The organism is Apibacter sp. ESL0404, from assembly GCF_019469245.1.
Classification (GTDB): Bacteria; Bacteroidota; Bacteroidia; order Flavobacteriales; family Weeksellaceae; genus Apibacter.
In genome coordinates, this window is record NZ_CP048267.1 from 1,482,379 (window position 1) to 1,497,730 (window position 15,352).

General features: G+C 32.2%; 10 protein-coding genes. 2 read left to right on the top strand and 8 right to left on the bottom strand.

Annotated elements, in window-relative coordinates; translation table 11 throughout:
- The first annotated feature begins 80 nt into the window (after positions 1 to 80).
- Positions 81 to 1,328 carry a peptidase T gene (gene pepT, locus GYM72_RS06290; protein ID WP_220263808.1) on the top strand — a complete coding sequence of 416 codons (1,248 nt, stop codon included), beginning with the start codon at positions 81 to 83 and terminating at the stop codon, positions 1,326 to 1,328.
- 19 nt (positions 1,329 to 1,347) lie between these two features.
- Positions 1,348 to 2,904 (top strand): S8 family serine peptidase, encoded by a 1,557-nt coding sequence (locus GYM72_RS06295; protein ID WP_220263809.1) that lies wholly within the window; start codon positions 1,348 to 1,350, stop codon positions 2,902 to 2,904.
- Positions 2,905 to 2,962: 58 nt separating this feature from the next.
- Here the strand turns inward: GYM72_RS06295 and GYM72_RS06300 are convergent, their stop codons facing one another.
- From GYM72_RS06300 to GYM72_RS06335, 8 genes are all read right to left on the bottom strand, one after another.
- Complete coding sequence (locus GYM72_RS06300) at positions 2,963 to 4,894, bottom strand: site-specific recombinase (RefSeq protein WP_220263810.1); 1,932 nt, start codon at positions 4,892 to 4,894, stop codon at positions 2,963 to 2,965.
- Between the two features lie 136 nt (positions 4,895 to 5,030).
- Positions 5,031 to 5,510, bottom strand: a complete 480-nt coding sequence (locus tag GYM72_RS06305; RefSeq protein WP_105297932.1) for an ankyrin repeat domain-containing protein — start codon at positions 5,508 to 5,510, stop codon at positions 5,031 to 5,033.
- An 86-nt stretch (positions 5,511 to 5,596) separates the two neighbouring features.
- The gene (locus GYM72_RS06310) at positions 5,597 to 7,036 is read right to left on the bottom strand and encodes a catalase (protein WP_160564003.1); all 1,440 of its coding nucleotides are present in this window, start codon (positions 7,034 to 7,036) and stop codon (positions 5,597 to 5,599) included.
- 685 nt (positions 7,037 to 7,721) lie between these two features.
- Entirely contained in the window at positions 7,722 to 10,043 is a 2,322-nt protein-coding gene (locus GYM72_RS06315; RefSeq protein ID WP_220263811.1) for an ATP-dependent helicase, read from the bottom strand.
- Positions 10,044 to 10,207: 164 nt separating this feature from the next.
- On the bottom strand, positions 10,208 to 11,800 hold the full coding sequence (pckA, locus tag GYM72_RS06320) for a phosphoenolpyruvate carboxykinase (ATP) (RefSeq protein ID WP_220263812.1): 1,593 nt from the start codon (positions 11,798 to 11,800) through the stop codon (positions 10,208 to 10,210).
- A gap of 209 nt (positions 11,801 to 12,009) precedes the next feature.
- Positions 12,010 to 13,200, bottom strand: a complete 1,191-nt coding sequence (locus tag GYM72_RS06325; protein ID WP_220263813.1) for an ABC transporter permease — start codon at positions 13,198 to 13,200, stop codon at positions 12,010 to 12,012.
- Positions 13,193 to 14,359, bottom strand: a complete 1,167-nt coding sequence (locus GYM72_RS06330) for an ABC transporter permease (RefSeq protein ID WP_220263814.1) — start codon at positions 14,357 to 14,359, stop codon at positions 13,193 to 13,195. The genes GYM72_RS06325 and GYM72_RS06330 overlap by 8 nt, the downstream gene beginning before the upstream one ends.
- Positions 14,359 to 15,351, bottom strand: coding sequence for an HlyD family secretion protein (locus GYM72_RS06335; RefSeq protein ID WP_166004228.1), 993 nt, complete (start codon positions 15,349 to 15,351; stop codon positions 14,359 to 14,361). The genes GYM72_RS06330 and GYM72_RS06335 overlap by 1 nt, the downstream gene beginning before the upstream one ends.
- Position 15,352 lies beyond the last annotated feature (1 nt).

Below are 15,352 nucleotides of genomic sequence, written 5' to 3' on the forward strand. Positions count from 1 at the left end.
ATCTATATCATTTATTAAATCTTTTAATAACAAATATATTTTTTTATAAATTTGATGAAATTATCACTATCTATTAAATAATGTCAACAAATTTAACCTCACATTGGGAAGATAAACTTCTTAATCGTTTTTTAAAATATGTTAGCTTTCATTCTACTAGCGAAGCAGGTATAGAAAAAACACCCAGTACTGAAAAACAATGGAATATAGCCAACTACATTTTCAATGAATTAAAATCCATAGGATTGGAAAATGTTTCCATTAATGAAAACGGTTATGTTATGGGTTTTATTCCTTCAAACAGTTCTCAAGAAATACCAACCGTGGGATTTATATCTCATTATGATACTTCACCTGATTTTTCAGGAGAAAACGTGAAACCTAAAATTTGGAAGAATTATGATGGTAATGATTTACTTTTAAATGAAGTCACCGGTTTTACATTAAAAGTTACTGAATTTCCTGAGCTTAAAGATCACATGGGAGAAACTTTGATAACTACCGATGGAACCACCTTACTAGGGGCTGATGATAAAGCCGGAATTGCAGAAATAGTTACTGCTGCGGAATATTTATTACAGCATCCCGAAATTAAACATGGAAGAATAGCCATTGGATTTACTCCCGATGAAGAAGTTGGAAAGGGTGCCGATTTATTCGATGTAAAAAAATTTGGTGCTAAATGGGCGTATACTGTAGATGGCGGTGAAGTTGGTGAACTGGAATTTGAAAATTTTAATGCCGCAGGAGCTGTCATATCAATCACCGGTAAAAGCGTTCATCCCGGATCTGCTAAAGGAAAAATGATTAACGCGGGCTTACTGGCTGTTGAATTTGCAAGTGCCATGCCTTCAGATGAAACACCGGCAAATACCGATGGCTATGAAGGATTTTATCATTTGACGAAAATTACCGGTAACGTTGAAAAAGCTCAATTGCAATATATCATTCGAGATCATGACTTTAAAAAATATGAATCAAGAAAAGCCTTTATGAAGGATGTTAGCACGAAACTTAATTCCAAATACGGCGAAGGAACTTTTAAAATTGAAATTGAAGATCAATATTTCAATATGAAGGAAAAAATTGAAGATAAAATGTACATCATTGACATTGCAAAAACCGCAATGGAAAAGGTTGGAGTTACCCCTAACATTAAAGCAATCAGAGGAGGCACGGATGGTTCTAAACTTTCCTATATGGGATTGCCTTGTCCGAATATATTTGCCGGAGGTCTTAATTTTCACGGACCTTATGAATTTGTACCTTTAGAATCTATGGTTAAAGCAACTCAAGTAATAATACAGATTTCTCAAAATATAAAGTAAAAATTAAAATTCACTCCGTATGAAAAAAAAATATGCTGTTCTTTTTTACCTTTTTTCTCTACTTTTTATAAATGCTCAAACAGGTAACAAAATTATTGTTAAGCTGAAAGATAGTTCTCATGGAGAATTGAATCGCGCGAATAAAGTATCCGGCATAAATAGATTATTTTCGTCGAGTAAAGCAGAGAAAATCGTACTGAGCGAAAAAGACCATAATACCATTTACACCGTAGAATTTCCGGAACATTCTGATTTAAAAAAAATTATTGAAGAATATTATAAAACCGGAGAAATTGAATACGCCGAACCGGACTATATTTATACTACTCAAGTTCAATCTACAACTGTTCGCCCAAATGATCCGTATTATAAATATCAATGGGGATTACATAATGACGGATCGATTTCAACCGCTATAAATAATTATCCTTCCAAAATAGGTGCGGATATAAATATGGAAAAAGCCTGGGAAATTGAAAAAGGTAGCGATTCTATAATTGTGGCAATAATTGATACAGGATTAAATGTAAATCATCCGGAACTTAAAAACCGATTCTGGTCTAATATAGGTAAGAATTTTATCGAGAATCAAAACCCAAACGACTTATCTTCCACCAATGACCATGCAACCAATATTGCGGGTATTATCGCAGCAAATGCTAATGATGGTATGGGGTTTGCCGGAATTGATTGGTATTGTAAGCTTATGATTCTAAAAACTTTGGATAACGACGGTTCCGGGTATACAACTGCTATTGCCAATGCAATACATTACGCCGTTGATAATGGCGCAAGAGTAATTAATTTGTCATTGGGAAGTAGAAATTATTCCCAATTAATGAGCACGGCAATTGAAAAAGCCATAAAAAATAATGTAGTCGTAGTAGCAGCTATGGGAAATGATAATAGCATTCAAGAAAACTATCCCGCAGCCTATCCCGGTGTAATTGCGGTTGGAGCTATAAATGCTGAATCTAATCGTTCTAAACCTTTTTTTCGCACATGGAATACCGGAAGTAATTATGGAAATCATATTTCTGTTGTAGCTCCCGGAGATGTTATTTGCAGTATACATGATAATTCAATATTTAATCTAAATAATTGCTTAAGTGGCACTTCACAGGCTACTCCTCATGTAGCAGGATTGGCTTCTCTACTTTTGGCTCAAGATTCACGCAGAACTCCTGCCGATATTAAAGCTATTATTGAAAATACAGCTGACGACCAAATGGGCAATCCTTTAGAGGATACTCCAGGTTGGGATAAGTATTACGGATATGGAAGAATCAATGCTTATCGTGCTCTTTCAGAAAAAATTATTGATGAAAATAATGATTTAAATAAAAAAAGCGTAAAAATATATCCCAATCCGGCTAAATATAAATTTACTTGTGATTTTCCTTCAAATACTACACAAATTACCATTTTTACTAATTTGGGACAGATTATTCAATCTAAAACTATTAACGGATTGACTAGTGATAGCTTTTATATCTCCCAACCGGGAATATATTTTATACATTTTCAATTAGATGACGGTAAAAAAATTTCCAAGAAAATAAGTATTATAAAATAAATCCTAAGCGATTATGGGTTTAAAAACAACTTTCGGTAGATATCTGAAAGTTGTTTTTTTATTCTATCGGTAAGAAAAAACGAGCCGGATTTTTTATAAATAATTTTAATGCAGAATAAAGTATTTTTCCCATTTCTTTAGTCGGCACATTAACGGATTTCATAGCAACCCATAATGATAACGAAAAGCTTATCAGAAAATTAAATAATCCTATCCCGAAAATTCCTACAAATCCTAAAATAAAGTCTCCGCATGAAATATCAAAGTTAAAAAATGATAAGGCCATTGCATAATTACCTCCTGAAAATGTAATATGGCGAATATCGAAAGGTACGCCTAAAAAGTTACCGATCAGAAATGCGCTCCCCAAACAAAAACCTAAAAAAACATTTCCCGAAATACCTCCTATTTTTTTATTATACCAATTGGCCCAGCTCCTTCTTCTTTTTTCTTTGACAAAACGTTTTAGTAAAGGATGATTATAAAGCCTTTCAGGTATATTATGATAACGGGTATAATTTTCTGTGATTCCTGATATTAAACCGGATATAAACAAAAATAGTCCGGCAATGGAAGCAAACCAAAAAATTTTAAAATCAAGGTGAACCACTTCATCTCTAAAATCGGTTGCTTTATGTAAGTTTAATAACTGAATTCCAGTAAAATACGACAAAAAGTAATATAATCCTACGCCAACAATAAAAGCTGCAAAAACATTACCTATAAAAGCGATAAACTGGCTTCTGAATATTCTTGAAAATAACAATCCGAACTCTGTATAATCATTGGCCGATTTTTCATCTTGATTTAGAGCATGAGCCAATGTAGCCGCTGTCATAGCGGGTTGTTTGGTTGCTAAGGTCCAATGAATTAAATATATAGAAACAAATCCCCAGGAATAATTTAGACTGTACAATAAGGCTTGGATAAAAGGCGTATAAGTACGCATACCTATTTGGGCTTTTATAAAACACAAGATAGCCACCAAAAAACCTCCTCCCATTGCAGAATAAAGCATTTGGATGTATTCTTTTGATGTATTGGTTATGTATTTTTTACCCGCTTGTCTATTGTGCCATGTAACTAAAGAAGCGACTACATAAAGTGTACTTTGAAATGAGTTCGTAACACTACTTTTTGTTGAGTATATACCCAATAATTTTTTAGTAATGTTAGCCATTGCGAGGGATAAAGATTTATTATCCAGTAGATACAGAGCATTTAAAAGTATAAGTATACGATCCAATTGTTGTCTTAAACAGGTTACTTTAATCGTAATCGGTAAAGAAATACCTTTACTTTCTTTTTGATCAATGATATTATCTAAGTAAATTTTACATAATTTAATTTGATCGGATAAAGTATCTATTTTTTCTTGATTTATAATTTCATGATCTTGTAATATCTTTATAAGACTGCTGGTTAATTTTTGAAATGGGTTTTCTTCAATATTTCTTATGTAACTCATTTTAAAAACTTCAGTATCCGCAGCACCACCTATAACCCTGTCAATTAATATGAGAGCTCCTTCTCTGATTTGTTTAATTACATATCCCCTATTACAAATAATTACATCATCGTTAAATAAAACTTCATAAAATTTTTCCCATCGGTCCAGCGGAATCAATTTCATGAAATTATGGTTTACATTTGAATAAAGAACTTCATTAGCTAATGAGAGCAGCGTTTGGTCATCAGAAATTTGAGGTAAAATTTTATTACCTATTTGTCTGAAAAATAAAGATATCAGTTTATCATTAGTAAATATTCCAAAATCCGTTAAAAATTTCTGCATGTATATATTCCTGAATAAAGGAATAAGACGCCCGATAAATTTTTCTTTTATGGAATCATTAGTATATAATAAGTTGGTAATATAGTCTATAAAATCAATAGAGTTATCAAAATTTTTTCTACCGTATTTTAGTAAACTTAGTAAAAAATTACGCTCTTCTCTATTATTTAAAATCTTAATTAATTTTTCTTCCATCTTTATCTTCCGACTAACTTTAATATCTCATTTTATATATTGTATTTTTATCTGTATACTCTATGAACAAGTGCATATCGTCATAAATTAATTATAACGATATACAAGTAAAAATAAATATATTGAATCTATAAAGTTAATATATCTTTTCCAATAAAGCGGATATTTCTTTTAAACCTTGAATTTTTGCATGAATGGCCGGAGTATTTCCTCTTAAATCTGCGATCGATGGATCTGCCCCACTTTCTAATAATAATTTAACTATAGAAGGCCGATTAAACGATGCAGCATATATTAATGCAGTAGCTCCGCTATAATTAGTTTCATTAACGTTTGCGCCTGCATTTATTAATTTATCTGCAATGGTATCAAACCCCTTAAAACATACTCCCATTAATGCGGTATTACCCGAAGCATCTTTTTCATCTACCCTAGAATCAAATTCCAATAAATAATCAACGATTTCCTCATGACCATAATAAGTAGCCAAAAGTAAAGGATTATAACCGCGTCTGTCTTTATAGGTTAATAGAGATAAATCTTTTTTCAAAATTTCAGTTACAAGATCTAAATTGTTATCTCTTATTGCTTGAAATAATACTTCTGGATTTCCCATATAAAAAATATTAAAAAAAATCTGCCGAATAGTATTTCGGCAGAATAAAAGTTTATTAGTGAATATTAATTTTTAGTGTATTTTTTTTAAATTCCAAGTGCTTTTCTAACACCATTTCCGTATTCAGGATCTGCTTGATCAAATAATTTTAATTGTCTCTCAATTATTTCTCTGGATACACCTTGCATAGCATCTTTGATATTATTAAAAAGCCTCTGTTTTTCTTCTTCCGTAAATAATCTAAATAAGTCTCCGGGTTGCTTAAAATCACCATAAGTATCATTTTCCTCAAAACGATTTATATCACCATGGATTTTATAAGGCGGTTCTTGAAACGAGCGATCTTCAACCGGTCCATTTTTAGAATTTGGCTCATAATAGGCATCCGGATTTTCGTTTAAATTTTCAAAAAAACGCATTTGTCCGTCTTTATAATAGGGATTGTTCTCTGATAAAGGATGATTTGCTGGTAAAAACTCATAATGAGTTCCTAATCTATAACGGTGCGCATCAGCATAAGAGAAAATTCTGGCTTGTAAAACTTTGTCCGGTGAAAAGGATATTCCGGGAACTATATTAGATGGTGAAAATGCTGCATTTTCAATGTATTGAAAATAATTGCTCGGATTTTCATTTAATTCCATAACTCCAATTTCAATTAACGGATAGTCTGAATGAGGCCATACTTTTGTTAAATCAAAAGGATTATAAGGAGTTTTTAAGGCATCTTCTTCCGGCATGATTTGAGCATAAACGGTCCATCTGGGAAAGTCTCCTTTTTCGATTGCCCCGAATAATTGTTCTTGATAATATTCTCTGGTTTTACCGGTAATATCTTGTGCTTCTTGATTGGTTAAGTTTTGTATCTCTTGTTGAGTTTTGAAATGAAGTTTAAACCAAAAACGTTCTCCATTATTATTCCAAAACGAAAAAGTATGTGAACTGAATCCATGCATATGCATCGGGCTTTTAGGTATACCTCGGTCTGACATTAATATGGTAACTTGATGTAAGCTTTCCGGAGTTAATGACCAGAAGTCCCACATGGCTTCACTTGATCTTAAATTTGTTTTAGGGTGTCTTTTTTGTGTGTGTATAAAATCAGGAAATTTATAACCGTCTCTAATAAAGAATACCGGTGTGTTATTTCCAACCATATCCCAATTTCCTTCTTCTGTATAAAATTTCAGTGCGAAACCTCTAACATCCCTATCTAAGTCTGATGCTCCTGATTCACCTGCAACTACAGAAAAACGTGCCAACATCCTGGTCTTTTTCCCGATTTCTGAAAAGATTTTTGCCCGTGTGTAGCGGGTAATATCATGAGTCACCGTAAAGGTCCCGAAAGCCCCCCAACCTTTAGCGTGAACTACTCGTTCCGGTATACGTTCTCTATTTTGATTGGCTAATTTTTCAATTAGTTGATAATCTTGTATTAGAACCGGACCTCTTAAGCCTGCCGTCAATGATTTTTGATTATTAGCTATCGGATTTCCAGCAGTAGTAGTCAACTTCTCGTTGCTCATTTGAATTGCTCTTTAAGTGTTAATAAAGTTTTTTTTGAGTGTTTAATAAACCTTTACATCAAATCAATTGATTGACTTTAATATAGTATAAATATTCCTCATATTATAATATTTATATGCAATATAGCTATTACTATGCCAAATTACAAATAATTTCCAATATTATTTTCACTTATAAATTATAACATTGTGTATATAAAAAAATATTAACAGTATAATTAACATATTAAAACACATATAACAAATATTATATTGATTATAATAATAAAACACGATATTATAATAATTAATAAAAATTATATGATTTTTGTTAGTAATATAAAATTTTAACGTTTAAATAAATCAATTTTTCAATTTCCTTTAAAAATTAAAAAAATAATTTTTACAATCTTACCCATTTTTATATTAGATATTTCATTTTTAATATTTTATAAAGACATAAGAATAGGTAATTTGAATTATTTAGGTATTAGTTTTTAAAATTAGGTAAGTAAACATTCATAGATATTTTATTGAAATCCGCTACTTTAAATAGAGTGAAAATAAAATTCAAAACGATTAAACAAAAAAAACGGTTTTATCAACCGTTTTCTTTAATTACATATTATTAATTATTATTTATTTTTTTTCCAATGGAATGAATTTTTTGTGCAAAAAGATTAAGTATATTTTTGAAAACAGTTATTTATTCTAAAACTTTGAGTTTAGCAAATTTTAACAATAATTTTTTATCTCCCTCATTTTCAAAATTTATAAGTGCTTTAGCATTTTCGGGATCTCCTTCAATAGATACTACTGTACCTTTACCGAAACGGTCATGCAAAACATGATCTCCTATTTTTAAGTTGGCAACCGAACCACCTACCGGATTAGCTAATTTTGCATTAGATATAGGCTTTAAGTTTTGCGGTGATTTGATCGGATCTTTCGACTTCTGATAAATAGGATTGGGTCCTTTAGGATATCTAGGTGCAAAATCATCGGCAAAGATATCCGAGTTCAATCCCGAATTATTTCTTATCGAATTCGTAAAACTGATATTTAAAACTTCCAAATGCTTTTCACTGATTTCCTCCAAAAATCTACTCGGCTCTCCATCTACTATTTTACCCCATCTGAAACGTGTGGTAGCGTACGTGAAATAGGCTTTTTCTTCAGCTCTGGTTAATGCTACATAAAATAATCTTCTTTCTTCTTCTAATTCCTGACGGGTGTTTAATGACATTTGAGAAGGAAATAAATTTTCTTCTAAACCAACTATAAAAACCACCGGAAATTCCAACCCTTTGGCTAAATGGATCGTCATTAATGAAACTTTATCATCATCTTCTTCACCTGAATCTAAATCTGAAGCTAAAGCTATATTTTCCAGGAAAAAATTTAAACTAGGATCTCCTTCATCCAGCTGTCTTTGTTCATCTACAAATCCTTGTAAACTGTTTAATAATTCTTGTATATTTTCTACTCTTGAAATTCCTTCAGGTGTGTCGTCTTCTTTTAATGTTTTTAGAATTCCTGAGGTAACGGCAACTTTCATGGTAACTTCATATACGTCTTCCGTCTTCAGTAAAACCTGAAAACTTTTAATCATAGTCCAAAAGTTGACTAATTTATCAATGGTTGGTTTGTTTAAACCTAAAGAATTTCCTAAAAACTCAATCTGTTCCAGAATTTCATCCAAAGACTTTTGCTGCTGATCTGCTCCTACAATGAGCTTATTGACAGTTGTATCTCCTATACCTCTGGCAGGATAATTTATAATTCTTAATAGGGCCTCCTGATCTTTTGGATTCACTAATATTCTTAAATAGGCTAAGAGATCCTTAATTTCTTTTCTTTGATAGAAGGAAAGTCCTCCAAATACTTTATACGATATATTTTTCTTTCGTAAGGCTTCTTCTATAGCTCTTGATTGGGCATTGGTGCGATAAAGTACGGCAAAATTTTTATTTTTTTTCTGTTGAGACATTTTCAATGAAAATATCTCTGATGCTACATAATTTGCCTCATCCGCATCCGAGAGAGCTCTATAAACAGGAATTTTATCTCCAGAAGGATTTTGCGTCCATACATTTTTTTCAAGTTGATCCCTGTTTTTGGCAATCACCTCATTCGCTGCTTCCACAATAATTTGTGTGGATCGATAATTTTGTTCCAGAGGAATTATTTTGGCATCCGGATAATCTTTTTTGAAATTTAGAATATTTCTAATATTTGCTCCCCTAAATGCATATATAGATTGCGCATCATCTCCAACTACACATATATTTTCAAATCTGGATGCAAGTGCTTTTACAATTAAATATTGTGAATGATTCGTATCTTGATACTCATCCACCATAATATAGCGAAAACGGTCTTGGTATTTTGCTAAGGATTCAGGAAAACGGGTAAGCAATTCATTGGTTCGAAGCAAAAGGTCATCAAAATCCATCGCTCCCGATTTGAAACAACGATCTACATAGGCTTGATATATGTGACCAATTTTTGGTCGCATAGCGGCAGTATCTGCTTCAATTAATTCCGGGTTATTAAAATATGCCCGAACCGTGATTAAATTATTTTTGTAACTTGATATGCGTCCTAAAACTTGTTTGGGTTTATATATATCAGTATCAAGCTGTAGTTCGTTTATTATTTTTTTTATAACATTAAGACAATCCTGTTGATCATAAATAGTGAAATTAGAAGGAAAGCCTAATTTATTTGCTTCTGCACGTAAAATTCTCGCAAAAACGGAATGAAATGTTCCCATCCATAAATTTTTAGCTTCAGTTCCTCCAATTAATGCAGCTATTCTTTCTTTCATTTCTCGTGCTGCTTTATTCGTAAATGTAAGCGCAAGAATATTAAAGGAATCTACTCCTTTATCTATTAAATGGGCAATTCTGTAAGTTAAAACCCTGGTCTTACCTGAACCTGCACCTGCTATTATCATTAAGGGGCCTTCTGTTGTACTAACTGCCTGTTTTTGAACTTCGTTTAAATCTGCAAATAAATCTTTCATACGAAGTCAAAGTTAGGAATTATTCATTAAATTTCTATATAGTGATTTTGATGGTAAATTAAATTTCAAAGTTTTTCAATTTATAGTGTTAACAATTTTAATTCAAAAAAAATTCTCTGATTTTAACTAATCAGAGAATTTAATAATGTGATTATGTTTGTTATTTATAATTTCGGTCCTGCTGCTACTAATTTTTTACCTTCTTCAGTATCCGTATATTGCTTAAAGTTTGCAATATATTTAGCTGCTAAGTCTTTAGCTTTTGTTTCCCATTCTGATACATTAGAATAGGTAGTTCTTGGGTCTAATATATCGGATACGTTTGGCAATTTAGTAGGGAAAGTAAGATTTAAATATGGAATTTTGTTAGTAGCTGCTTTCTCAATTGATCCATCGATTATGGCATCTACTATTGCACGAGTATCTTTTAAAGATATACGTTTTCCTGTTCCGTTCCATCCGGTATTTACTAAATATGCTTTAGCTCCATGTTTTTTCATTTTAGAAACCAATGTTTTTGAATACATAGTTGGGTGTAACGAAAGAAATGCTTCACCAAAAGCCGGTGAGAAAGATGGTAGAGGTTCTGTAATTCCTCTTTCAGTTCCTGCTAATTTGGAAGTATATCCACATAGGAAGTGATATTGTGCTTGTTCTTCATCTAAAATGGAAACCGGAGGCAATACTCCAAAGGCATCTGCAGATAAATAAATTATTTTTTTAGCATGTCCTGCTTTAGATGGAAGAACAATCTTATTAATATAGTAAATAGGATAAGATACACGAGTATTTTCTGTAATAGATTTATCTTTGAAATCTACTTCTCCATTTGATTTTACAACTACATTTTCTAATAAAGCATCTCGTCTGATAGCTCTCCAAATATCCGGTTCTTTTTCCTCGGAAAGGTCAATTACTTTTGCGTAGCAACCTCCTTCATAGTTAAATACTCCGTTATCATCCCATCCGTGTTCATCATCACCGATTAGATAACGTTTCGGATCAGCAGATAGAGTAGTTTTTCCTGTACCTGATAAACCAAAGTAAATGGCTACATCTCCGGCTTCTCCAACGTTTGCTGAACAGTGCATAGAGGCCATTCCTTTTAAAGGTAAATAGTAATTCATCATGGAGAACATACCTTTTTTCATTTCTCCTCCATACCAAGTTCCTCCAATAATTTGAACTTTTTGGGTAAGATTAAACATAACAAAGTTTTCTGAATTCAACCCTTGTTCTTTCCAGTTTGGATTGGTAACCTTAGATCCGTTCATAATAAAGAAATCAGGCTCTCCATAGTGTTCAAGTTCGTATTGAGATGGACGTATAAACATATTGGTAACAAAATGTGCCTGCCATGCTACTTCCATAACAAATCTGACTTTCATTCTTGTATCTTTATTGGTTCCACAATAAGTATCAACAACGTACAATTTTTTATTAGAAAGTTGTTTAGCTACTAAACCTTTTAGATTATCGAAAGTTTGTGGAGTTGTTGGTACATTAATTTTACCATCCCACCATATAGTATTTTCGGTTACTGAATCTTTTACAATATATCGGTCTTTTGGCGAACGTCCGGTGAAAACTCCTGTTTTTACGGCTACGGCTCCTAAAGTAGTTAATTCTCCTTTTTCATACCCCTCATTTTTAGGATCCATTTCCGCTTGATATAGTTGTTCATAGGTTGGATTGTGAACAATTTCTTTAATACCTGAGATTCCATGTTTCTCTAGTGATTTTATTAAGTTTTCCATAATTTAAAATAAATTAATTTCTTTTTTTTTGTATATACAAATCTAACAATATAAATCTACATATTTTTTTCTCTTATATATGATATAACTCACTAGTCGAAAAAATGTAATTATTAAAAAATTAAAATTTATGGCAAATTATCAGAATATTAAAATAACAGATCCCTGCTTAGTTTGAGTATTATGTTTTAAAGTGGCTTATTTTTATCTTATTTGCTTAAATTCACATAAGCTAATCTTTTTAATGTTAACGCAGCAATTACAAAATAAATCAGACACATGATCCACATTTGAAACCATAGTTCTTTTATTTCTATAAGTGAAGCTCCCGATTGGGTTATTTCCAAAAAGCCTTTTACGGCTAACGTTGTCGGAAATATATAGGATATTACTTTTATCCATTCAGGAAATGCCAATGTTGGCCAAGATACCCCGCATAAAAATAATGAGGGGATAGAAAATATAGTGACGATCATAATGGCATCTTCTCGTTTTTTAAAAAAGTTCATCAAAAATATTCCTAAAAATGTAACGGAGAAGATAAAGGGAATTAAAAATACAAATACCTCAAAAGGATTACCCCGTTGTGGAAATTTAAAAAGTCCCATAACCAATCCTACTTGTATTACCATCAAGATCATTGATATTAACAAATAAGCACCTGATCTACCCAATAATACCGGAATAGTTCCCAACGGCTTTTTAATAAAAGGGTATAATTTTGTATATGATTTTCGTTCTCTTTGTGTTCCTCCCAAAACTCCCATAGCAGAAATTTGCAGGGTTTGTATGGCAATTAAAAATACAACCGGCATAACAAAAGTTGCATATCCCGAATCTATGTTAAATAACGGAACAGATACCGTATCAATAGGTCTTCTTGAGGCAACTGCTTGTTTTTGAGGCGTTCCACCCGCCATCAATTTATTAACTTCAATTTGAGCACTATAAGTTCCTATAGAAGCGGTTACAGAAGTTAAAAACTGTTTGTAATAAAGCATGTATGATGCATCACAATATACAGAAATGGAAGGTACTTCCCCTCTTTGTAATTTTCTGGTAAAATCTTTAGGAAAAAGAATAATACCTTTAACCTTTCCTAAATTAAAAAGATTTTCAGCTTCTAATAAGCTGGTAGCAGAATGATCTATTTTTACCTGTTGAGATGAATTTAACATTCGTGTAATGGTATGAGTCATCTGTGACTGGTCCTGGTCTACAACAGCTATAGGTATTTTAGTAACTATTTCATTAGAATAAATATATGAATATAAAAAGCCAACTATTATGGGACTAATAAGATAGGATGATTTTACGGCTGCATCTGAAAATATAAGACGAATTTCTTTTACAAATGTTTTGCCTATTACCGATATATATTCTACTAAATCTTTAAACATAATATCCTCCTTTTTTTAATAATCGATTATAGCCGGGCATGGACGCAAATCCTATCAAACAAAATATCATAAAAGCTATTATATAACCGTAGTTAAGACTACCTATCGCAATTCCTCTTACGGCATAATCAATAATAAACCTTAAATAAGAAGTAAATGGAAAAGTATAACTCAAATATTGTATCACATCCGGTAAGCCTTCCTTAGGAAAAGTATATCCGGTAAATGAAAATGCTATGGCTGAATAGGAACCGCCTAGGGTCAAGGCCGAACGCAAATCTTTATTAAAGCTGACGTAAAATAATCCAAATAACTGACAAACGATTACGAATACTATAAAATAAATATTCACAATAAGAAAATTACCTCTTAAAGGAATTCCTATTTTATAGTACAATAAACTATTCATAAAAAAACCGATTAAAGAAAACAAAAGGGTATACGGTAAAGTTTTGGCCCAAAATGAAACCCATACATTTCCTCTACTTTTTACATAAAGTTCTCTGCCTTTTCGGTCTTTCAGAACTGATCCTAACACATAGATTGATACTACCATAACTATTATTTGCAAGGCCATAGGCATTAAAGCAATAGTAAGATAATAGGAATAGTTCGTGTAGGGATTAAAAAGTATATGTTGTTTTGAATTTATGGGAGATGTAGCTGCTAAAGCTTGTTTTTGAGTAAGTCCTTTTTGTGATAAGCCACTGATGTGAGCTCCGGCAGCAAAAGATCCTACCGTTGATTGAAAGGCTTTATTAATCAATCCTCCGGCTAAGAGATAGTTATTATTGTAATAACAAGCTACTTGAGTATCGATATTTCTATAAATATCATTTTCAAAATTTGTCGGAATAATTATTAAGGCAAAAGCCTTATCCGTTCGTATCATTTTCTCCCCATCTTGTTGATTCTCCACTTCAGCCACGATATCCATAGAAGATGTTGCATTCAGCATCCTTCCCAATTCTCTGGATGTATTCGATTTGTCTTGATCTAATAAAACAACGGGAAATTTTCGAGGTACTCCTTCCTGTAAAAGACTAGCATAATATAAAAACAATCCACAAGGCAAAATTACAGCCAAAAACATTAATCTTGGACTGGTTAAAAGCCTTTGAACCTCATTTAAAAATATGGAAAAAAAGCCTTTTTGCATTAATCTTTTTTCAATGATTTTTCATCAACTAATGCACTCATACCGGGTCTTAAGCCTTCCACTTTTTCCATGGGATATGCTTTAATCTCAAAAGTTTTCATATCAAAATCGCCTTGAGTTTTGGTAGCACTCCATGTAGCAAAGTCTCCTTGTGCTGCAATATATCGAACTTGTAATTTAATTTTTTTATTGTTTAACGCGGGAATTTGTGCTTCGAAAGTGGAACCTTTTTTAAAACTTGACATTAAATTCTCTTTGATGTTAAACACCACCCAAACATCATTTAAATCAACCAGATTTACAATTGGATATCCCGCACTCACAACCTCTCCTCTATTCGGAATTATTTTTAATACTTCGGCATTTGAAGGTGAAAGTACTTTAGCTTCTTTTTTATAAGCTAATACCTCTTCTATTGCTCCTTGTGCCTGATTAACTTGTGCAGATGCTGCTTCTTTATCCTCACTTCTTGACCCATTTATCGCCATTTTATAATTTGCATAGGCTGCTTTCTCTAATTCTCTGGAAGCCTTACTTTGAGTGTACGCTTCATCTCTTTTTTGCGCAGATATTACTTTATCGTTATATAAATTCTGCATTCTTTCATAAGTCTTATCTGCCAGCTCTGCTGATGCTTTTGCTTGTTGCCATTGATTGTAAGCTCCTTGTATTTGTTCTGTTCGAGTTCCTTTTTTGGCTTTTTTATCTTGAGCTTCTGCTGCAGCTTTTGCAGATTCTGCTTGTATTAATTTAGCATCTAATTCCGGCGTACTTAACACAGCCAACAAATCACCTTCTTTTACCATATCTCCTTCTTTGATTAATACCTGTTCGAGTCTTCCTGCAATTTTAGGTGATACATTAATTTGGGTAGCATCTACTTGACCTTGAATGGTTACTTGCGTCGGTTTATTCATAAACCATATAGAAAGGCCTATTATGGCTACAATTATTATGATACTTATGATGGAACTTATAAGTTTACTTTTCATA